The organism is Geobacter sp. 60473, assembly GCF_036323535.1.
Lineage (GTDB): Bacteria > Desulfobacterota > Desulfuromonadia > Geobacterales > Geobacteraceae > Geobacter > Geobacter sulfurreducens.
In genome coordinates this window covers 1,946,362-1,967,134 of record NZ_AP028967.1, presented here as the reverse complement: position 1 = coordinate 1,967,134, position 20,773 = coordinate 1,946,362, and the positions used below count along the sequence as shown (strand labels likewise).

General features: G+C 62.1%; 21 protein-coding genes. 16 read left to right on the top strand and 5 right to left on the bottom strand.

Features of this window, described 5'->3' with window-relative positions:
• Nucleotides 1–7 precede the first annotated feature (7 nt).
• Together hpnK and AABA48_RS08850 are read left to right on the top strand one after the other, a co-directional pair.
• Nucleotides 8–874, top strand: coding sequence for a hopanoid biosynthesis-associated protein HpnK (gene hpnK, locus AABA48_RS08855; RefSeq protein ID WP_286350148.1), 867 nt, complete (start codon nt 8–10; stop codon nt 872–874).
• Nucleotides 867–1,247, top strand: coding sequence for an EamA family transporter (locus AABA48_RS08850; RefSeq protein WP_286350147.1), 381 nt, complete (start codon nt 867–869; stop codon nt 1,245–1,247). Before hpnK ends, AABA48_RS08850 begins: the two co-directional genes overlap by 8 nt.
• Before the next feature lie 81 nt (nt 1,248–1,328).
• Here AABA48_RS08850 and AABA48_RS08845 read toward each other — a convergent pair whose 3' ends face one another.
• Nucleotides 1,329–1,700 (bottom strand): glutaredoxin domain-containing protein, encoded by a 372-nt coding sequence (locus AABA48_RS08845; RefSeq protein WP_286350146.1) that lies wholly within the window; start codon nt 1,698–1,700, stop codon nt 1,329–1,331.
• 92 nt (nt 1,701–1,792) lie between these two features.
• On the opposite strand from AABA48_RS08845, the gene asnS reads away from it, so the two are divergent.
• From asnS to AABA48_RS08800, 9 genes are all read left to right on the top strand, one after another.
• Nucleotides 1,793–3,178, top strand: coding sequence for an asparagine--tRNA ligase (gene asnS / locus AABA48_RS08840; RefSeq protein WP_286350145.1), 1,386 nt, complete (start codon nt 1,793–1,795; stop codon nt 3,176–3,178).
• Between the two features lie 33 nt (nt 3,179–3,211).
• The gene (locus AABA48_RS08835) at nt 3,212–3,493 is read left to right on the top strand and encodes a DUF503 domain-containing protein (RefSeq protein ID WP_286350144.1); all 282 of its coding nucleotides are present in this window, start codon (nt 3,212–3,214) and stop codon (nt 3,491–3,493) included.
• Between the two features lie 147 nt (nt 3,494–3,640).
• Nucleotides 3,641–4,219: a superoxide dismutase gene (locus tag AABA48_RS08830; RefSeq protein WP_286350143.1), complete on the top strand. Its 579-nt coding sequence runs from the start codon at nt 3,641–3,643 to the stop codon at nt 4,217–4,219.
• A gap of 105 nt (nt 4,220–4,324) precedes the next feature.
• Nucleotides 4,325–4,828 carry a type 1 glutamine amidotransferase domain-containing protein gene (locus tag AABA48_RS08825; protein WP_286350142.1) on the top strand — a complete coding sequence of 168 codons (504 nt, stop codon included), beginning with the start codon at nt 4,325–4,327 and terminating at the stop codon, nt 4,826–4,828.
• Between the two features lie 12 nt (nt 4,829–4,840).
• Complete coding sequence (locus AABA48_RS08820; RefSeq protein WP_286350141.1) at nt 4,841–5,254, top strand: quinol oxidase; 414 nt, start codon at nt 4,841–4,843, stop codon at nt 5,252–5,254.
• Nucleotides 5,255–5,332: 78 nt separating this feature from the next.
• Complete coding sequence (locus AABA48_RS08815; RefSeq protein ID WP_286350140.1) at nt 5,333–6,547, top strand: efflux RND transporter periplasmic adaptor subunit; 1,215 nt, start codon at nt 5,333–5,335, stop codon at nt 6,545–6,547.
• A complete protein-coding gene (locus AABA48_RS08810; protein ID WP_286350139.1) occupies nt 6,548–7,243 on the top strand; it encodes an ABC transporter ATP-binding protein in 696 nt (231 codons plus the stop codon).
• Between the two features lie 3 nt (nt 7,244–7,246).
• A complete protein-coding gene (locus AABA48_RS08805) occupies nt 7,247–8,404 on the top strand; it encodes an ABC transporter permease (RefSeq protein WP_286350138.1) in 1,158 nt (385 codons plus the stop codon).
• Complete coding sequence (locus AABA48_RS08800) at nt 8,404–9,567, top strand: ABC transporter permease (protein ID WP_286350137.1); 1,164 nt, start codon at nt 8,404–8,406, stop codon at nt 9,565–9,567. The genes AABA48_RS08805 and AABA48_RS08800 overlap by 1 nt, the downstream gene beginning before the upstream one ends.
• 8 nt (nt 9,568–9,575) lie before the next feature.
• Here AABA48_RS08800 and ptsP read toward each other — a convergent pair whose 3' ends face one another.
• Nucleotides 9,576–11,921: a phosphoenolpyruvate--protein phosphotransferase gene (gene ptsP, locus AABA48_RS08795; RefSeq protein ID WP_286350136.1), complete on the bottom strand. Its 2,346-nt coding sequence runs from the start codon at nt 11,919–11,921 to the stop codon at nt 9,576–9,578.
• Between the two features lie 166 nt (nt 11,922–12,087).
• On the opposite strand from ptsP, the gene AABA48_RS08790 reads away from it, so the two are divergent.
• Complete coding sequence (locus tag AABA48_RS08790) at nt 12,088–12,888, top strand: tetratricopeptide repeat protein (RefSeq protein ID WP_286350135.1); 801 nt, start codon at nt 12,088–12,090, stop codon at nt 12,886–12,888.
• An 83-nt stretch (nt 12,889–12,971) separates the two neighbouring features.
• Nucleotides 12,972–13,322, top strand: a complete 351-nt coding sequence (locus AABA48_RS08785; protein ID WP_286350134.1) for a YtxH domain-containing protein — start codon at nt 12,972–12,974, stop codon at nt 13,320–13,322.
• Between the two features lie 52 nt (nt 13,323–13,374).
• Here the strand turns inward: AABA48_RS08785 and AABA48_RS08780 are convergent, their stop codons facing one another.
• On the bottom strand, nt 13,375–14,013 hold the full coding sequence (locus AABA48_RS08780) for a DUF3047 domain-containing protein (RefSeq protein WP_286350133.1): 639 nt from the start codon (nt 14,011–14,013) through the stop codon (nt 13,375–13,377).
• Nucleotides 14,014–14,183: 170 nt separating this feature from the next.
• Between AABA48_RS08780 and AABA48_RS08775 the strand changes: the two genes are divergently transcribed.
• The 3 genes from AABA48_RS08775 (at nt 14,184) to AABA48_RS08765 (ending at nt 18,495) form a co-directional block, all read left to right on the top strand.
• Nucleotides 14,184–16,316, top strand: coding sequence for a thioredoxin domain-containing protein (locus AABA48_RS08775; protein ID WP_286350132.1), 2,133 nt, complete (start codon nt 14,184–14,186; stop codon nt 16,314–16,316).
• A 74-nt stretch (nt 16,317–16,390) separates the two neighbouring features.
• Complete coding sequence (gene murJ, locus AABA48_RS08770; RefSeq protein ID WP_286350131.1) at nt 16,391–17,956, top strand: murein biosynthesis integral membrane protein MurJ; 1,566 nt, start codon at nt 16,391–16,393, stop codon at nt 17,954–17,956.
• Nucleotides 17,953–18,495, top strand: a complete 543-nt coding sequence (locus AABA48_RS08765; RefSeq protein ID WP_338269954.1) for a methylated-DNA--[protein]-cysteine S-methyltransferase — start codon at nt 17,953–17,955, stop codon at nt 18,493–18,495. The genes murJ and AABA48_RS08765 overlap by 4 nt, the downstream gene beginning before the upstream one ends.
• A 284-nt stretch (nt 18,496–18,779) precedes the next feature.
• Here the strand turns inward: AABA48_RS08765 and mazG are convergent, their stop codons facing one another.
• Both mazG and tgt read right to left on the bottom strand, forming a co-directional pair.
• Nucleotides 18,780–19,571: a nucleoside triphosphate pyrophosphohydrolase gene (gene mazG, locus AABA48_RS08760; protein WP_286350129.1), complete on the bottom strand. Its 792-nt coding sequence runs from the start codon at nt 19,569–19,571 to the stop codon at nt 18,780–18,782.
• A 68-nt stretch (nt 19,572–19,639) separates the two neighbouring features.
• Nucleotides 19,640–20,746: a tRNA guanosine(34) transglycosylase Tgt gene (tgt, locus tag AABA48_RS08755; protein WP_286350128.1), complete on the bottom strand. Its 1,107-nt coding sequence runs from the start codon at nt 20,744–20,746 to the stop codon at nt 19,640–19,642.
• Nucleotides 20,747–20,773 lie beyond the last annotated feature (27 nt).

The window sequence follows — 20,773 nt, the reverse complement described above, 5'->3', positions numbered from 1 at the left end:
CGATCCCATGAAACGTGTCATCATCAATGCAGACGATTTCGGCCTCTCCGACGGGATCAACCGCGCAGTCATCAAGGCGTGGCAGGAGGGTATCCTCACCTCGGCCTCGCTCATGGTGGGGGGCGCCGCATTTCACGAGGCGGTCCACCTGGCAAAGGCAAATCCCGGGCTCCAGGTGGGGCTCCACCTGACCCTCGTCCAGGGACGGGCCGTGGGGGAGCACGGCGGTTTCCCCTCCATCTGCGACAGCAAGGGGACTTTCAGCGACGATCCGGTCCAGACGGGGATGCGCTACTTCTTCATCCCTCCGTTCCGCAAACAGCTCCATCGTGAGATCGAGGCCCAGATCGTCCGTTTTCTCCAGACCGGCCTGCCGCTCTCCCATGTGGACGGCCACCTGAACATCCACATGCACCCGGTGGTCTTCGACCTCCTTTGCGGGCTCATGCGCAAGCACGGCATCACCACCTTCCGGCTCTGCCGGGAAAACCTGCGGACAAACCTTGCCCTGGACCGGGAACGCAGGTTCGGCAAGATGGTGGACGCCTTCATCTTCTCGAAGCTCGCCGGCCGGTGCCGGCCCATTCTCGACCACCTGGGCATCGGCTATGCTCAGGAGGTGAAGGGGCTCCTCAACTCGGGGCGTATGACCGAGGAGTACCTGCTTCGGGTGCTCGATACCCTTGAAGACGGAACCACGGAGCTCTACTTCCATCCCGGTTGCCTTCCCTGCGCCGAGATCACGCGCCGGATGCCGGACTACCGGCACGAGGAGGAACTGGCGGCTCTCACGAGCCCCCGGGTCAAGGGGCGCCTGAAGGAGCTCGGCATAGAGCTCGGCAACTATCGGGGAGAGGTCAAGACCTATGCTTAAAACGGTAATCATCATGCTCATGGCGGTGTCGGCCGGCACCATCGGCGACATTCTCCTGGCCAAGGGGATGAAGGAACTCGGCGACCTGTCGGTCATGAACCTGCGGGGTATCCTCAATGCGGCAGCCCAGGCCCTCACTTCACCGAAGCTGATCTTCGGCACCGCCATGCTGGCGATCTTTTTTTTCCTCTGGCTGGCGGTCCTTTCGTGGGAAGACCTGTCCGTCGCCCTCCCCATGCAGGCCCTCAATTACGTTCTCGTGGCGTTTCTTTCCCAGTGGTTTCTCGGCGAGACCGTTTCACCCCTGCGCTGGACCGGCACGGTTATGGTTTGCGTCGGAGTCATGCTGATCACGAAAAGCGGAACCCCCTGAGGGGAAAACGCTTCATGTGGAATGAAAAAGGGAGCCGATCGGCTCCCTTTTTCATTCTGTCCACCGCGTACGAACGGCGTCCTATTTCTTGGACTGAACCTCTTTTACCGCCTTTTCGAACGCCTCGGGGCTGAACCCCTTGATCACCTTGTCATTGCCGATGACGATCACCGGCACACCCTGGCTCTTGTACTTCTTGGTCAGTTCTTCCATGGCCTTGGCGTCCAGTTCCACGTCCTTGTTGATGAACGGAATGTTCTTGGCCGTGAAGTATTCCTTGGCCTCCTTGCAGTGGGGGCACCAGGCCACCGAGTAGAGGACCACCTTGGGGTAGGTCTGCTTTTTGGCGGAGGCGTCGATCTTGCTCTGGGTGGGGGATACGTCGGCTGCCAGAGCCGGCGCGGCCAGAGCCGCAATCGCCAGAACGCATGCCGCAGCGAATATTTTACGCATGACTCTCTTCTCCTTTGCTGTACAATTGGCTTCGTCGTTCCTCCAGACTATACCGAAGGGGAAGGGCAAGTCAAATGGGTAGGGGACACGCAATGAACGAGCGGATACGTATACGGGAGATACTGGCCGGAGCACCGGCCGGCACGGAAGTGACCGTCAAGGGGTGGGTCAGGACGAGTCGCGTCGGCAAGGGGGTAGCCTTTCTTGCGGTGAATGACGGATCGTGTCTGGCGAGTCTCCAGGTGGTGGCCGAACCGGGACTCGCCAACTACGATGAGCTGCGGGGAATCGGCACCGGCGCCGCCGTGGCGGTCCGGGGGATCGTTGCCGAATCGCCGGCCGCGGGGCAGGCCGTTGAACTCCACGCGACGGAGGTGGTCGTGGTCGGAGACGCCGACGAACAGTATCCCCTGCAGAAGAAGCGCCACACCTTCGAGTACCTGCGGACCATTGCCCACTTGCGCCCCCGCTCCAACACCTTCGGCGCGGTGTTCCGCGTCCGCTCGTCGCTGGCCCAGGCGGTTCACCGCTTCTTTGCCGAGCGGGGCTTTCTCTACGTCCATACCCCTATCATCACCACCAGTGACTGCGAAGGGGCAGGCGAACTGTTCCGGGTCACCACTCTCGATCCGTCGGCCCCACCCATGGCGGACGGCGCGGTCGATTTCAGCCAGGATTTCTTCGCGGCCCAGGCGGGGCTCACCGTCAGCGGCCAGCTTGAGGGTGAGCTCTTTGCCCAGGCATTTTCCGATATTTACACCTTCGGGCCTACCTTCAGGGCTGAAAATTCCAACACTCCCCGCCATGCCGCCGAATTCTGGATGATCGAGCCCGAAATGGCCTTTGCCGACCTGAGGGACGATGCCGCGCTGGCCGAGGATTTTTTCCGTTACCTGTGTCGCCACGTTCTGGACAACTGCGCCGAGGACATGGCCTTTTTCAACGAACACGTGGACCGTGGGCTACTCGCCCGGGTAGAGCAGGTGGCCGGTTCATCCTTTGCCATGATGGAGTACGGCGTGGCCATCGAGCACCTGAAGCGGGCCGCGGTCCCCTTCGAGTACCCGGTCGAGTGGGGTCTCGACCTCCAGACCGAGCATGAGCGTTACCTGACCGAGCAGGTGGTGGGCGGGCCGGTCTTCGTGGTCAACTATCCTCAGGAGATCAAGGCCTTCTACATGCGCCGGAATGACGACGGCAGAACCGTGGCGGCAATGGATCTGCTGGTGCCCAAAGTGGGCGAGATCATCGGCGGCAGTCAGCGGGAGGAGCGGTACGACCTTCTGGAATCCCGCATGCGCGAGGGCGGCATTGCCCCCGAGAGCCTCTGGTGGTACCTGGACTCCCGCCGCTGGGGATCGACTCCCCACGCCGGTTTCGGCCTCGGTTTCGAGCGGCTCATCATGTACCTGACCGGCATGGAGAATATCCGCGACGTGATCCCGTTCCCCCGTACCCCTCGTCACGCGGAGTTTTAAGGATTCCGGCACTCACTTTCCGGAGCACGCACCATGTTCGTTCATTCGCTCTGCCTCCATCTCCACCTGCCGAGCCATTCCCTCAAGGGGAAGCGGGGGATCGTCAAAAGCATCATTGCCCGGGCGAGGCAGGACTTCAACGTGTCCGCCGCCGAGGTGGACCTCCAGGACGTCCCGGACGAGGCGGTGCTCGCCTTCGCAACGGTCACGGGTGACCGGTCTCCCGGCCGGCATCTCCTTGAACGCCTGGAGGACCGGATCGCCGAGGAGCGCCCCGACGTGACCATTGCCGCGGCCGAGTTCGAGGAGCGCTGACCCTGCTGGACGATTCGTCGGTATAGAACAGATAAAAAAGACCGATTTTATCCTTTTTTGGGTTGACCTTTTCCGGAATCATGGTAAGGTTGAGACCGTGCCCGGCGGCATGTGATCCAATCAAGACCTGTCAAGGAGGAAGCAACCATGGCCTATGAAGCAAAAGACTATTCGAAGCTGATCGGGATGGCGGGATTCAGCGAAGCTCTCTTGAAGAACCATTTCACCCTCTACCAGGGGTATGTGACCAATACGAATAAGGTTCTCGACATCCTTGCCAAGATGCTCGCCGACGGCGCCACTGCCACTCCCGAGTATGCGGAGCTGAAGCGGCGCCTGGGATGGGAGTTCAACGGCATGCGGCTCCACGAGTTCTATTTTGAGAATCTCGGCGGCACCGGTACCATCGACCAGGCCGGCAAGCTGGCCGCGAAAATCGTTGCCGACTTCGGCAGCCATGAGGCGTGGGAGAAGGATTTCCGGGCCACCGGCGCCATGCGGGGCATCGGCTGGGCGGTGCTCTACCAGGATACGGCCAGCGGCAAGCTCATTAATTTCTGGGTCAATGAGCACGACGTTGCCCATCCGGCGGGCTGTACCCCCATCCTGATCATGGATGTCTTCGAACATGCCTTTATGCTCGATTACGGTCTCAAGCGTCCCGACTACATCGAGGCGTTCTTCAAGAACATCGACTGGAAGGCCGCCGAGGCCCGGTTAAAGTAACATTCGTTCAGACCTGACAGATGGGGCGCTCATGGCGCCCCTTTTTTCTTCCGGCAATCGGGAGCGTGCCGATCCGCCGCGGCGGGCCCACAGGAGGTGACAGCCATGAAAGGACTCATCATCAGTGCCGACCAGTTCGAGGATTCTGAACTTCTCATCCCCTACTACCGTCTGCTGGAAGAGGTGATTCCGGTCCGGATCGCGGCTCCGGCCCGCGGCACCATAACGGGCAAGCACGGCTATGAGGTGACGGCTGACCTGGCGCTTGCCGAGGTCGCTGCCGACGACTACACCATCCTCATCCTGCCGGGAGGGAAGGCGCCAGCTGCCGTGAGACGGGAGCCGGCGGCCCTGGAGATCTGTCGGAGCTTCTTTGCCCATGCCAGACCGGTGGCGGCCATCTGTCACGGCCCCCAGACGCTGGTCAGCGCCGGACTCCTGTCGGGCAGGCGCGCCACCTGCTACCGCTCGGTTGCCGATGAGCTGCGCGGCGCTGGCGCCCTCTACGAGGACAGCGAAGTGGTGGTGGACGGCAACCTGATCACCTCCCGTGAGCCGGCGGATCTTCCGGCGTTCATGCGGGAGATCATGAAGAAACTGAAGGGGTAGGGAGGAGACGATATGAAACGGCTGATGCTGGTTGTCATGGTCTTGTTCGTGGGAGTGGTGCCTGCCCTGGGAAACGGCACGGGAGAAAAGGTGGAATTCCGTGCCACCATCGGAGACGATGGGGTGCAGCGGGTGCGGATAACGGGGGGTGAGTACTACTACAAACCCAACCATATCATCGTCAGGGTGAATGTGCCGGTGGAAATCACGGCGACCAACGATTCCCGTTTCGTTCCCCACGACCTGATTGTAAAGGCTCCGGAAGCGGGCATGGATTTCCGCATCGATCTGAAGAAGGACGCACAGGCGGTCCGCTTCACCCCCACAAAGGTGGGGGTCTATCCCATGTACTGCGACAAGAAGCTCCTCTTCTTCGCCAGCCATCGCGAAAAGGGGATGGAAGGAGTGATCGAGGTGGTTGAGTAGATTGCCGACCGGTGGTATGGTGATGCGATGCGTCGGCACCGCGTCCGACAGCCACTTTCTCCGTCCGGAGTCCATGCCATGGGTCATGAGGATCTGCAGAAACTGAAAATCGACAAGGGGGCGGCATTCCGGCCCGCTGCCCGGCGCAGGCCCCTCTACTGGATCGCGGCGGCAGTTGCTCTTGCGCTGCTGCTGGTCCTGTTCGCCACCGGCGTTCTCACTCCGGCCGTGACCGTTGAAACCGGCACGGTGACCCAGGTTTACCCGTCCCAGACCTTTACCCTGCTCAACGCCAGCGGCTATGTGGTGGCCCAGCGCAAGGCGGCCGTGGCTGCGAAGCTCACTGGTCGGCTGGTCTGGCTCGGCGTTGAGGAGGGGAGCAGGGTCCGCAAAGGGGATGTGCTGGCCCGGCTGGAGAGCGAAGATGCCGCTGCCGGCCGGGACCAGGCGGCAGCCAACCTGGGTACGGCCCGGGCGAGCCTGGATCAGGCGAGGGCTGAGTTGACCGATGCCAGCCAGGCCTATGAGCGGCAGAAGCAGCTCGTGCGCGAGGGGATCGTGGCAAAGGCCGACTTTGACGCGGCAGAGGCCCGCTTCCTCCGGGCCCGGGCCGCGGTGACCGCCGCCGAGTCGTCCATCCGCGCCGCCTCGGCCGCCCTGCGGGGGGCGGAGGTGAACCTGGAATATTCCCTCATCCGCGCCCCCTTCGATGCCGTGGTCCTGACCAAGAATGCGGACGTGGGCGACATCGTCACCCCCATTGGCGCCGCTGCCGACGCCAAGGCCGCCGTGGTCAGCATCGCCGACCTGGCATCGCTCCAGGTGGAAGCGGACGTTTCTGAATCCAACCTGGCCAAGGTCAAGGAGGGACAGCCGTGCGAGATCCAGCTCGATTCCCTGCCGAATGAGCGCTTCCGGGGCTTCGTCCACATGATCGTCCCCACGGCTGATCGCTCCAAGGCGACAGTTCTGGTGAAGGTCCGCTTTGAGAAACTTGACCCTCGTATCCTCCCCGAGATGAGTGCCAAGGTGGCATTTCTGGAGCGGCCGGTGGCCGCGGGGGAAGAGAAACCGAAGACCGCCGTGAATCCTGCCGCCGTGGCCGATCGGGACGGCCGCACGGTCCTCTTCGTCCTGAAGGGGGATCGGGTGGCCGCCGTGCCCGTGACCCTCGGCGCCCGCCAGGGAGACATGGTGGAGGTTGTCTCCGGCGCCAAGGCCGGGGACAGGATCGTCGTCAAGCCCCTGGACAAGCTCAAGGACGGCACCCGCATCAAAACGGCGGAGAAGTAGATGAGCGAAGCGCGGGAACCCATCGTCGCCATCCGCAATCTTTCCAAATCCTACCGCCGGGGGGCTCAACTGATCCCGGTACTCCAGGACATTACCCTGGACATCGCGGCCGGTGAGTTCCTGGCGCTCATGGGACCGTCCGGCTCGGGTAAAAGCACGCTCCTGAACCTGGTTGCAGGGATCGACAAGGCCGACGCGGGGACCATCACCATAGGCGGCGTGGAGATCACGACCCTCTCCGAGGCCGCACTGGCCTCCTGGCGAGCCGCCAACGTGGGATTCATCTTCCAGTTCTACAACCTGATTCCGGTGCTGACGGCCTTCGAAAACGTGGAGTTGCCGCTGCTCCTGACGGGACTTTCCCGGCGGCAGCGGCGCGAGCATGTGGAAACCGTACTCTCGCTGGTGGGGCTCACCGACCGGATGGATCACTACCCCTCCCAGCTCTCGGGGGGACAGCAGCAGCGCGTGGCCGTTGCACGGGCCATGGTGACCGATCCGGATATTCTGGTGGCTGACGAGCCCACCGGCGACCTGGACCGGGTTTCGGCGGGAGAGGTGCTGGCCCTCATGGAACGCCTGGTGTCAGGGTTCGGCAAGACCATCATCATGGTTACCCACGATCCCCGGGCCGCAGAGCAGGCCCACCGGCTCCTCCACCTGGAGAAGGGTGAACTGACCGACGGGGCCGGCTAGCAGATGTTCATCATCAAGCTCCTCATCCGCAACGCCTTTCGCCACAAGCTCCGGACGGGGCTTACCATCGTGGGGGTTGCCATCGCCATTGTGGCCTTCGGCCTGTTGCGGACCCTGGTGGACCTCTGGTATGCGGGCGTTGAGGCGTCCTCGGCCTCCCGGCTCATTACGCGCAACTCCATCTCCCTCGTTTTTCCCCTCCCCATTTCCTACAAGGACCGGATCCGCCAGGTGCCGGGGGTTCGCGACGTGTCCTGGGGCAACTGGTTCGGCGGCATCTACAAGGAAGAGAAGAATTTTTTCCCCAGTTTTGCCGTGGAGCCCCGCAGCTTCCTGGCCATGTACCCGGAGTACCGGGTCGACCCAGTGGAGATGAAGTCCTTCCTCCTGGACAGGAAGGGAGCCATGGTGGGAGCCAAGACCGCCGAGCGTTTCGGCTGGAAGGTGGGGGATCAGGTGGCGCTCCGGGGGACCATCTTCCCCGGACAGTGGGAATTCGTTGTCCGGGGCATCTACCATGGGGCAGCCAAGAGCACCGATGAGACCCAGTTCTTCTTCCACTGGGACTACCTGAACGAGGTCATACGGCGGACGGTGCCCCGGCGGGCCGATCAGGCGGGGTATTACATCATCGAGCTGAAAAAGCCCGATCAGGCGGCGGAGGTCTCCCTGGCCGTGGATGCCACCTTCAGGAATTCCCTGGCCGAGACCCTGACCGAGACGGAACGGGCATTCCAGATGAGCTTCGTGTCCATGACCGAGGCCATCGTCATCGCCATTCAGATCGTCTCCTACGTGGTAATCGTCATTATCATGGTCGTGGCGGCAAACACCATGGCCATGACGGCCCGGGAGCGGATTCCCGAGTACGCCACCCTCAAGACCCTCGGCTTCGGCGGATTCCACATTGCGGGAGTGATCTTCGGCGAATCGCTCGTCATCGCCATGGCGGGGGGAGTGACCGGGGTGATTCTCACCTTTCCCGCGGCCCGCTGGATCGAAACCGAGCTGTCCCAGTTCTTTCCCGTGTTCACAGTGGCTCCGTCCACCATCTGCATGGACCTGGCGGCAGCCTTCATCGTGGGGGCGGTGGCCGGCATCTTCCCCACCTGGCGCGGGGTGACCATCCGTATCGCCGAGGGTCTCAGGAGAGTCGGATAGTGGGAATCCCTTACTCTTACAGCCTGCGCAATCTCTGGACCCGGCGTCTCACAACCGTGCTGACGGCATCGGGCATGGCGCTGGTGGTCTTCGTGTTCGCGGCGACTCTCATGCTCTCCGAGGGCCTGCGCAAGACCCTGGTGGACACCGGCTCGTGGGACAACGTGGTGGTGATCCGCAAGTCCTCCCAGACGGAGGTTCAGAGCGGGGTTGACCGATCCCAGGCGGCCATCGTGGAAACCCAGCCCGAGGTGGCCATGGCGGAGGGGCAGCGACTGGTGGCCAAGGAACTTGTGGTGCTCATCAGCCTGCCGAAACGGGGCACGGGAAAGCCGTCCAACGTGGTGATCCGAGGCATCGGCGCGCCCTCGCTCCTGCTGAGGCCCCAGGTGAAGCTCCGGGAGGGGCGGATGCCCCGGCCCGGCTCGGCGGAGATCATCGCCGGGGCGAGCATTGCCAAGCGGTTCCAGGGGGGAGGGATCGGCGAAACCCTGCGCTTCGGCATGCGGGATTGGACCGTGGTGGGTATCTTCGATGCCGGCAACACGGGTTTTTCCTCGGAGATATGGGGGGACGTGGATCAGTTGATGCAGGCCTTCCGGCGCCCGGTCTACTCGTCGGTCATCTTCAAACTCAGGGATGCCGCCGAGTTCGATCGCGTCAAGGCCCGGCTGGAGGCGGACCCGCGCCTCACCGTGGAGGCGAAGCGCGAAATCCGCTTCTATGCCGACCAGTCGGAAGCCATGGCCACGTTCCTGAACATCCTGGGTGTGACCCTCACGGTGATTTTTTCCCTGGGCGCGGTCATCGGCGCCATGATCACCATGTATGCCGCCGTTGCCAACCGGATCACCGAGATTGGTACGTTGCGCGCCCTCGGTTTCCAGCGGCGGAGCATTCTGGGGGCGTTCATCCTGGAGGCGCTGTTTCTGGGACTTCTGGGCGGGGTGGTGGGGATCTTTTTCGCCTCGTTCATGCAACTGGTGACCATCTCAACCATGAACTGGCAGACCTTTTCGGAACTGGCGTTCAGCTTTACCCTCACCCCCCGCATCATCGGCGCGTCGCTGGTGTTTTCCCTGATCATGGGGTTCGTGGGGGGGCTGCTCCCGGCGTCCCGGGCAGCGCGGATGAACATCGTGGACGCCCTGCGGGCGAGCTGAAAGGGGGCTCAGAGGCCGAGCCGCGTCCGTGCGTCGAGCAGATAGGCCCTGACCGCGCCGGAGCTTTCCAGGGCCAGTACTTCCTGCGCCACCTCCTCGGCCATGGTGCTGGAAAGGGCGCGGATGGTCTGTTTCACCACCGGGATGGAGGGGGCCGAGAGGCTGAATTCCCTGATGCCCATGCCGAACAGGAGCACCGCATTGATGGGGTCGGCCGCCATCTCGCCGCAGATGGAAACCGGCTTGCCCGCAGCCGTTGCCGTGTCGACCACGCGCTTGATGGAGTGGAGCACCGCCGGCTGGTAGGGATCGTAGTAGCGGCTCACCTTGGGATTGTTCCGGTCGGCCGCCATGGTGTACTGGATCAGGTCGTTGGTGCCGATGCTGAAAAAATCCACCTCCCGGATCAGGATGTGGGCCGTCTGCACCGCGGCCGGCAGTTCCACCATGATGCCCAGCTCGAGGTTCTGGTCGAAGGGCACCCCCTCGCGGCTAAGCTCGCCGCGCACCTCGTTCATGATTTTCTTGATCTGCCAGATTTCGCCGATACTCGACACCATGGGGAACATGAGCTTGATCTTGCCGTGGGCCGATGCCAGCAGGATCCCCGCCAACTGCACCCGGAAGATATCCTCCCGCTCCAGGGATACGCGGATGGAGCGCCAACCCATGAACGGATTGTCTTCCTTGGGCATGGGGAAGTAGGGGAGGGTCTTGTCGCCGCCGATGTCCAGGGTCCTGATGGTGACCGGATTGGGCGAGAACCCCTCCAGGACGCGCCGGTACAGGCTGAACAGGGCATCCCGGGAAGGAAAGGCCGAACGGGTCATGTAGGGGAACTCGGTCCGGTAGAGTCCGACCCCCTCGGCGCCGTTGGCCTGGGCGATCCTGATGTCGCTCAGCAGGCCGATGTTGGCCCGCAGCCAGACCTGCTCGCCGTCCAGGGTCACCGCGGGCACGTCCCGCAGTTCCTCAAGTTCGCGCAGTCTGACGCTGAAGTCGGCCTCCAGCCGCGCATACTCCTCTTTGACTTTGGCGCTGGGGTTGATGTAGATATGCCCCGAACTGCCGTCCACGATCACCTCATCCTTGAGCCCGAGGTTCTGCAGCGCTCCGCCCACCCCCACCACCGCCGGGATGCCGAGGGACTTGGCCATGATCGCCGCATGGGAGTTCACGTCCCCCCTTTCGGTCACAATGCCGAGAATCTTGTCGTGGTCGAGGGTGGCCATGTCGGAGGGGAGTATTTCACGGGCCACGATGATGCGCCGTTCCCGGAGCTTGGGAACGGGCTTGCACGAGCCGTCCAGGCACGAGATGATCCGGCGGCGGATGTCCTCCATGTCGGCGGAGCGCTCCCGGAGGTAGGGGTCTTCCATCTGGGAGAAGGCGTTCACGTAGTGGGCCACCGCCTCGTTCACAGACCGCACCGCGCCGTAATCCTGCTCGATGAAATCCATGACACGGGCGATGAAACCCCGGTCCTCCAGGATCATCAGGTGGGTGTGGAAGATGGCGGCATCCTCTTTGGAGAGGGTCTCGGCAACACGCTTCTCCATATAGATGGTTTCAATCCTGGCCTTCTCCAGGGCCATGAGAAAGCGGTGGCGCTCCTCGTTGGTGGGGCGCACCATGGCCACTTCCATGCCGTCGGACGCCGAATGGTCAATGACTGCCACCTTGCCCACGGAGAAACCCGAAGAAACGGGAGTTCCCATCAGGTGCAGCGAACGGCGCTCCTTGCCGCGAGTCTTTCGCGTCTTGCCCGTGGGCGCGCCGATGGACTTGAGTTTTTCCAGCTCCCGCTCCAGGCGATCCCGCTCTTCTTCGTTGCGGCGGATGGAGTCCAGGAGCGTGGCGTTGATGACGATGCTCGTGATCTGGTAGGCAATGGTGGAGAGAGTGCTGACCTCTTCCTGTCGGAAGGTCCGCTGCTCCCTTGTCTGGATGACGATGACGCCCATGGTGTTCCCCCGATGGAGCAGCGGCATGCCGAGGAACGAGTTGAAGCGCTCCTCCTTGGTCTCGGGAAAATACTTGTAGCGGGGGTGGAGGGGGGCGTTGTCGGTGGCGACGATCCCTTTTTGCTGCACCACGAGCCCCGAGAGCCCCTCGGATATCTTCATGGTGATCCGCCCCACGGAGCTCTTGGAGAGTCCACGGGTCGCAGCCAGTCGCAGGGTTTCGCCATCCTGCTCCAGCAGGTAGATGGAGCAGACATCTGTGCCGATCCGCTTGGCAACCAGTTGAACGATGTTGTCCAGGGTTTCCTGGAGATCGTGGGAGTGGAGGATGAGGGCGCTTATGTCCTCCAGAATGCGCAGTCCGGTCGCTTCGAGTCGTTCGTCGGCCATGGTGTGTGGTGCCCTCGACGTAAAGTCCGCTCATTATATTCCATGAACAGCCCGAAGGAAAGCACGTTTAACACCCCGGAACCCGATAACGGGCTGAATGGTGGCAACGTTCGATTCTTTCTGTTATAGTGTGCCCCGACTTATGACGTTATCCGGGGGTGAGAGCATGACCGAAACGAACAATGAACTGTTGGCAAAAGGCATAAGCCTCGCCGAAGGGGGCGATTTCGCCGCCGCCGAAGCGCTGTTCAGAACCTGTGTGGAGAGGGCTCCCGATGACCCCGAAGGCTACTTCTACCTGGGAGAAGCCCTCGTGGAGGAGGGAAAACTCGAAGAGGCCCGGCAGCAGTACGAGAAGGGGCTTGCCCTTGCCCCGGGAGACGTGGACGGCCAGATCGCCCTCGGCGACATCTGTCTGGAGCTGGCTGAGCACGAGGCCGCCCTGGCCGCCTACCGGCGTGCCGTGGAACTGGACCCCCGCAATGCCGACGGCTATGTCAACATCGGCCTCGTCTACAACTCCCTGGAGGAGACCAGTAAGGCGATCGAATCGTTCGAGAAGGCCCTGGAGATCGATCCGGCCAATGTCTTCGCCTACAACGGCCTGGGTGATGCCTGGTACGGTCTCGGCGAACGGGAAAAGGCCATAGACGCCTTCCGCAAGGGTATCGAACTCGACCCTACCGATGCGGCGGCCCACTTCAACCTCGGTGAACTCTACTACGATCTCGGCGAGACCGAGGAGGCCGAGAAGGAGTGCCTTGAAGCGGTCCGGCTCGATCCCGACTTTACCATGTCCTACCTCACCCTCGGCAGCCTCTATATGGATGACGAGAGGGTGAACGACGCCATCAGGTATCTGGAGCTCTATCTGAAAAAGGAAAAATCGCCCCAGGCCCGAGAGACCGTGGACGAGGTTAAGGCCGTGCTTGAGGGGCTGCGCGCCGAGGTGGCCGGCAAACCCTGATTTTTTGCCCTCCCTCCTTTGAATCGCCGCAATGTGCGGTACCATTGAAGTAAAGATGGATGAACGAAAGGAGGGATCAGGTCATGTCGGAAGAAAAGAACAACACCCTGATAGTCGGGTCGCTGATGCTCATTGCGGGAGGCATCCTCGGTGCGGGAGCTGCGCTTCTTTTTGCTCCCCAATCGGGCAAGAAGACCCGGCGGGATATCAAGAAGTACGTTCGGCGCGCCAGGAACGAGGCCGAGGAGATGGTGGAAGATTTCACCGACAAGGTTTCGGACGTGGTCGATTCCCTGAATGACCGGACCCAGGAGATTCTGGAACGGGGTAAGGACGTTACCCAGGACGTGAAGAAAGACCTGCTCAAGGCGTTTGAGGATGGCAAGGATCGCCTGGAGAAGGAACGGACCCGGCTGGCGAAGCTTCTGGGTTAAGCCGGCGCACACGCATGATGTAAAGAGGCGGGACGAGTTCCCGCCTCTTTTTTCATTGGTGCGCCAATGTGATGTCCCCGTACCAGGCGGTCGCCTCACTGCCGGTATTGTCGGAATCGGTCATGAGCGCCACACCCTCAGCCCTCGGGGGCTCCTCGCCGAAGAGCCTCACGTAGTCTTCGTAGACGTTCCTCTCTTCTGAAAGCCATTTCCCCGCGCCGGCGGCGCCGCTTTCCACCGCCACCATCATCACGTTCCTTGGGGCGAAGGGGTTCGGAGTCGAGGCACCCTTTGGAAGCCGGTTTGCCCATATGTAGTTGATCGCCCTTGTTTGCCAGAAGAAGGTGCCGGGGAAAATTACGTAGACCCGCGCCGCGTAGTCGTCTCCCTCCTTGACTCCCTCGTTCCCTTTTGTCAGCGTGCCGGCGACCTTCCACGACCAGCGCAGCCAGGGTTGCGTTTTGGGGTCGAAACTCATCTTTCTGATCAGTCCTGACGCTGAGCCCCGGCTCTCCGCCCTCAGGACAGTCCTTTCTCCATCCTTCACCAGCGAATAGACGGTTTTCCTCTTCCCCCTGAACGTTTGCTCCTGCCAGCCGGTCAGGTCTCCGGCACTGAAGCGGCCCACCGTCATGGCGGTCGCGGTGCCGGCAAGGGTCAGCAGCAGGGTGATGGCGACGATTTTTACCATGGCGTTCCTCCCGTGAGACAAGTGTAGCAGGTCGGGCAGCGGGACGAAAGATCCGCCGTGCCATAAACTCAGTATCGGCGGTTGCCGTTTCCGCCGGTCTGATAGACTTGTCACTGGACAGGCGACATGATCTTCACGCCGGCATGTGGCCGGAACGGGAGCGAAAACCAATGGACAAGGAAGCACGGCACCACGACGAACAGCGGATCGAACGCATCTTTTCGGCGGACCGGCGGACGCTTCCGCCAGACGGCGGTCCACACTTCAACCGGCTCATCTTTGCCACGAGCCCCTATCTCCTCCAGCACGCCGATAACCCGGTGGATTGGTATCCCTGGGGGGAAAATGCCTTTTCGCGGGCACGGGCGGAGGATCGTCCGGTTTTCCTTTCCATCGGCTACGCCACCTGCCACTGGTGCCACGTCATGGCGGCCGAGTCCTTCGACGATGACGAGGTAGCCGCGGTCTTGAACCGCGAGTACGTGTCGGTGAAGGTTGACCGGGAAGAGCGCCCCGACATCGACGATATCTATATGCGCGTCGCGCAGATGATGAACGGTAGCGGCGGCTGGCCTCTCACCATCATCATGACCCCCGACCGGCAACCTTTCTTTGCAGCCACCTATATTCCCAGGCACTCCCGGGGCGGCATGCCGGGGCTGATCGATCTCCTGGAAAAGATTGCCGAGGTCTGGCGACAGCGGCGGGAGGTTGTCAGGCAGAATTGTTCCGCCATCATGGATGCCCTGTCGCGGTTCAACTCCGTCCGTCCAGCCGCCGCCGAGGATGAGGCGCCGCTCCACGGCGCACGGCAGCAGCTGGCGGATATCTATGACAAAGAGTTCGGCGGCTTCGGCGGCGCGCCTAAATTTCCCATGGCCATGAACCTCTCCTTTCTCCTGCGTTACAGCCAGCGATACGGCGACGGCGAGGCCGTGGCCATGGCCACGGATACCCTCACCGCCATGGCGCAAGGAGGCATCCGGGACCACCTGGGCGGCGGCTTCCATCGCTACACCGTGGATGGCCGCTGGCTCGTGCCGCATTTCGAGAAAATGCTCTACGACCAGGCCCTCTGCACCCTTGCGCTGGTCGAGGCCGCACAGGTTACGGGGAACAGTGCCTTCAGGGAGTTGGCGAAGGAAACCTGCAGCTTTGTCCTGCGGGAACTTTCCGCGCCGGCCGGGGGCTTCTACTCGGCTCTGGATGCCGATTCCGAGGGACAGGAGGGGGGCTGTTACCTCTGGACTCCCGCCCAGGTGCGGGAGATCCTCGGGGCGGCCGACGGCGAACTGTTCTGCCGCCTCTATGATGTTACCGAGCAGGGGAATTTCGAGGGGGCGAACGTGCTCCACCTTCCCCATGCCCCCAGTGCCTTCGCCCGAATCGAGGGAATTGATCCCCGCGACCTGAGGGCGCGGAGCGACCGCTGGCGCGCCCTGCTTCTGGATGCGCGGGAGCGGCGGCCGCGCCCCTTCCGCGACGAGAAGATCATAACCGGCTGGAACGGACTCATGGTTGTCGCCCTGGCCCGCACGTTCCTGATCTGTGGCGATGAGCTCCTGCTGGAGGGCGCCGAACGGGCAGTGCGGCGTGTGTGCATTGATCTCCGTGCGCCGGCGGGACGGCTGGTGCGCAGCTGTCATCGGGGCGAGGCGAGCGGTCCCGGTTTCCTGGAAGACTATGCATTTTTCATTCGCGGCCTCCTTGAACTGCACGAAGCCACTCTCGACCCCCGGCATCTGGCCCTTGCCCGCTCGCTGACCCACGACATGCTCCGGCTTTTCGGTGACAACGGGGGAGGGCTCTTTGATACGGGGAGCGATGCGGAAACGATCCTCGTGCGGGGCAAGGGCGCGCTGGACGGCGCCATCCCTTCGGGCAACGCCATGGCCGCATCGGTTCTGATCCGCCTCGGCAGGATAACCGGCGACGGCGTATTCGAGGAGGCAGGGCGCGGCATCATCCGGGCGTTTCTGGACGGGGCAGCCCGACAGCCCGCAGCACACATCTATCTCCTCTGCGCCCTGGGCGAACTCCTGACCGACCCGTTCGAGGTTGTGATCGCCGCGGCGACCAGGCCGCATGCCGTGCGGGAGTTGCTCGGTATCCTCGGTGGCCGCCTGATTCCCGGACTGGTCCTGAGGGAGCGGGAAGAGAATTCGCCGGCGGGGGAGAGGGGGGGGAGCGGGGGCATCGCCCGTGTCTGCGCGGGCAGGGTCTGTCTGCCGCCGGTCACGGCGCCTGAAGGGTTGGAGGAAATCCTGGACAGGCACATAATCCGGCCGGGCCGACCGGGGTGAGTCACTGAAAAAGCTCCCAAATACCCGGCGACTGTGGTACATACCTCCCCTGATCACATTCTCCAGGGGAGCCCATGTCTGAAAAGAAGCAGATAGCCCGGGCTGCCGGGGTCCTCGGCCTGGCAACCATCATCTCCCGCATCATGGGGATGGTGCGCGACATGGCCGTCTCCCGGTTCTTTGGCGCCGGCCTCCAGACCGACGCCTTCTTTGCCGCCTTCCAGATTCCCAATATGCTGCGCCGGTTTTTCGCCGAGGGGGCCCTTACGTCGGCATTCGTGCCGACCTTCTCCGAGTGGCACTCCCAGCGAAGCCCCGAAGAGGCGCGTGAGCTCGCCAACGTGTGCTTCACACTTCTCACCATTGTCATGGCGGGCGTGACCCTGGCGGGAATCCTGCTCGCTCCCGGCATCGTCTCGATCATGTTTCCCGGGTTCAGGGCCGACCCGGCCAAGTTCGGGCTCACGGTCTTTCTCAACCGGCTCATGTTCCCGTATATTTTCTTCATAAGCCTGCTGGCGCTCTGCATGGGGATACTCAATACGGTTCGCCACTTTTTCACCCCGGCCATCTCCACTGTGTTTCTGAACGTTTCCATGATTCTCTGTGCCTGGCTGCTTCGAGACCGGTTCGCGGTGCCGATCACCGCCTTGGCCGTGGGGGTTCTGCTGGGTGGGGTCCTTCAGCTTCTCCTGCAACTGCCGGTGCTCTACCGCAAGGGATTCCCGCTCCGCGTCCGTTTCGATCTCCACCATCCCGCGGTACGGCGCATCGCTATCCTCATGGGACCGTCGGTTTTCGGGGTTGGGGTCTACTACCTGAACATCACCGTGGGCAATATCCTTGCCTCGCTCCTTCCCGAGGGAAGCGTCTCGTACCTCTACTACGCCCAGCGGCTGTTCGAGTTCCCCCAGGGGATCTTCACCGTCTCTGTGGCCCAGGCGGTCCTGCCCTCACTGAGCCGGCAGGCGGCGGCCGGCGACATGGATGCCTTCCGGGAGTCTCTCGTTTTCGGCCTGCGGCTCACCCTGTTCGTTACCATTCCGGCCACGGTGGGCCTCATGGTCTGCGCCACTCCCATCTTCAGCCTCCTTTTCATGGGGGGGGAGTTCGACTACGCCCAAGCCGCCAATGCGGGAATAGCCCTGTTCTACTACGCCATTGGACTTTCGCTCGTGGCCTTGGTGCGGGTTCTGGTGCCCGCGTTTTACGCTCTCAAGGATACGAGGACGCCGGTCATGGTCGCCTTCGTCGCCTTCATCATGAACGCCGTTGCCAGCCTCATCCTCATGAAACCTCTCGCCCATGGCGGATTGGCCCTGGCGTCCTCCCTGTCCGCCCTTGCCAACATGGGGCTCCTTCTGGTCCTCCTGCGGCGGAAGATCGGTCCGTTCGGCGGGAGGGCTTTGGTCCGTTCAGGCATGAAGGTTCTCGCGGCATCCCTGCCCATGGCGCTGGCGGTCCGTTGGATGGTGGCGCTCATCGATTGGTCACTGCCAGGGGAAAAGATGCTTAAGGGGGGAGTTCTGCTCGGCGCCGTGGGCGTGGGCATCGTGTTGTTTCTTGCAGCCGCCGCGTTGCTCCGCAGCGAAGAGACGCGCGAGCTGGCGGCACAACTCAGAAGGAGGTTTGCTCGATGACGGGAACAGCGGCGCGCGACGAGGTGTATGTGTCCTTTTTCGAGACGGCGGTGGGGGGCGGTGCCGTGGTGGCGGGCAGCGGGGGACTCAGGGAGGTGTTCCTCCCCTTCAGGGTCGCCACGCGGGAGGATATGGTCGCGACCGTTCGCAGCCGCTACCCCCGCCAGGCAGGCGAAAATTCTCTCAGTCGCGAAGCGGCTCGCCAGCTTGTTGCGTACTTTGCAGGTGAGGCGGTTGAGTTCACGGTTCCTCTCGACGAGGAGCACGTCACGCCGTTTCGGAAAAAGGTGTACGAGATCGTACGCGGCATAGGGAGGGGGCAGGTCATGACCTACGGCCAGGTAGCCGTCGCCGCGGGCTGCCCCGGCGCTGCCCGGGGGGTTGGCTCGGCCATGGCCGCCAATCCCCTTCCCGTTGTCATTCCCTGTCATCGGGTTGTGGGTGTTGGGGGCGCCCTTACCGGCTATTCAGGGGCCGGCGGGATCGACTCAAAGCGTTGGCTTCTGGAGCTGGAAGCACGTGCCGGGACCGGAGAGTGAAAAATCGGGCAGTTATGCACAGTCTCCCGATAAAATATCCAGTTTTCGTGAGGCCTGAGTTGAGTCGTTGAATGATAACTGCCGGAAGTTCAAGGCGGATGGGAATTATTCATTTAAATCAGTAGCTTATATTGTGAGCAAAAAATAGGCAGAAGGTGAAAAACCTTTCGATCCAGTATCCGTTCAGCACCTTGTTCACATCGTTATCAACAGGTTGTCCACATTTTTTGTGGAAAATTGGTTGCGAAGGTGAAAAACGTTTCGATTCCCGACTGTTGCGCTGCTCAATCCCCTGATTCCTGAGTTTTCGCCTCTTCCCACAGGGCCTCCATCTCGGCAAGTGATGCATCCTTGAGCGCAACCCCGCGGCCGTGAAGCGTTTCTTCGATGTGGGAAAAGCGGCGGGTAAAACGCTCAATGGTCTTACGGAGCGCCTCTTCGGGGTTCAAAGCGAGAAACCGGCCAAGATTGACTATGGCGAACAGGAGATCACCCAGCTCAGCCTCCATGCGCTGCTGGTTCCCCGCAGCCATGGCCTCCTCGAATTCCGCAAGTTCCTCCATCACCTTGGCATGCACTTCGTCGACACGAGCCCAGTCGAAGCCGACCCTCGACGCCTTTTCGGTGACCTTCTGTGCCCGCATGAGTGCCGGCAGGTGTGCCGGGACGCCGGCCAGGGCCGAGCGGCGTTCCTGAGCCTTTTCCTCCTGTTTGATCCGCTCCCAGTTTTCTATCTGCTCGTCGCTGGTACGGACCACCTGGTCGCCAAAGACGTGGGGATGGCGCGATACGAGTTTTTCCGCCAGCGTTTCCAGTACGTCCGCCATGGCGAACGCTCCCCGCTCCTCGGCCACCACCGCGTGGAAGACCGGTTGGAGCAGAAGGTCGCCCAATTCTTCCCGAAGCATTTCCGGTGATCCGGCATCGATGGCTTCGATGACCTCGTAGGCCTCTTCGAGCAGATAACGCTTGAGGGACTCATGGGTCTGCTCGGCGTCCCACGGGCATCCTCCCGGTCCGCGCAACCGCCGCATGATTTCCATGATCCTGCCGAAGCCGGCCTGTTCGTTCGTCATGAGGTTTGTCCCTCCAGGCAAAAGGGCATCCGTTCGGATGCCCTTGCATGTGTTTGTTTTAATCTTTTCTATTTACCCTTCAGGTAGTTCTCAAGGAAGTTCCGCTTGTACTCGGCAAAGCGTCCCCCCTCGATGGCAGCGCGTATCTCCGCCATCATGTTCAGATAGAAGTGGACGTTGTGGATGCTCGCCAGGGTTGCGGAGAGTATCTCGTTGGCGTTGAAGAGGTGGTGGAGGTACGCCCGGGTGAAGTTCCGGCAGGTATAGCAGGTGCAGTTGGGGTCGACGGGGTAGAAGTCGCGCCGGTAGTTACGATGGGTCAGGCGGATTTTCCCCCTGTTGGTGAAAAGGGTGGCGCTCCGGGCATAGCGGGTCGGTATTACGCAGTCGAACATGTCCATCCCCCGCTCCACGCTCTCCAGGATATCCTCCGGCAATCCTACCCCCATGAGGTAGCGGGGCTTGTTCTCCGGGAGGAACGGGGCCGTGTACTCAACTACCTTTTTCAGCAGTTCAAGCCCTTCACCCACCGATACGCCCCCCACAGCGTAGCCGGGGAAGTCGAGCTGGACGAGTTCCCTGGCACACTGGGCACGCAGGTCCTCGAAGACGCTTCCCTGAACGATGCCGAACAACGCCTGGTCCTTGCGCGTGTGGGCCTTTTTGCACGCCTCCGCCCACCTGATGGTCTTACGGGTCGATGCCGCCGCGTACTTTTTGTCGCAGGGGTAGGGGATGCACTCGTCAAAAGCCATGATGATGTCGGCGCCAAGTGCTTCCTGGATCGCCGTGGCCCGGGCCGGGTCGAGGAACACTTCCTCGCCGCTCACCTCGTGGCGGAAGAAGACTCCTTCGTCGGTAATCTTCTTATTGGGCAGCGAGAAGACCTGGAAACCGCCCGAATCGGTCAGAATCGGCCCGTCCCATCCCATGAACCGGTGCAGGCCCCCGGCCTTGGCGACAAGTTCCTCGCCGGGGCGCAGGTGGAGATGGTACGTGTTGGAAAGGATGATCTGGGCTCCCGTCTCTTTGACCTGGGAGGGGGTCATCGCTTTCATGGCCGCGTGGGTGCCGACGGGCATGAAGATGGGGGTTTCGATGGTGCCGTGAGGGGTCGTGAGTGAGCCCCGCCGCGCAGATGTCCTGGTGTCTTTTTTAATTAATTTGAATTTCATGTTGCCTTTTCGAGGAGGTTGTATTAC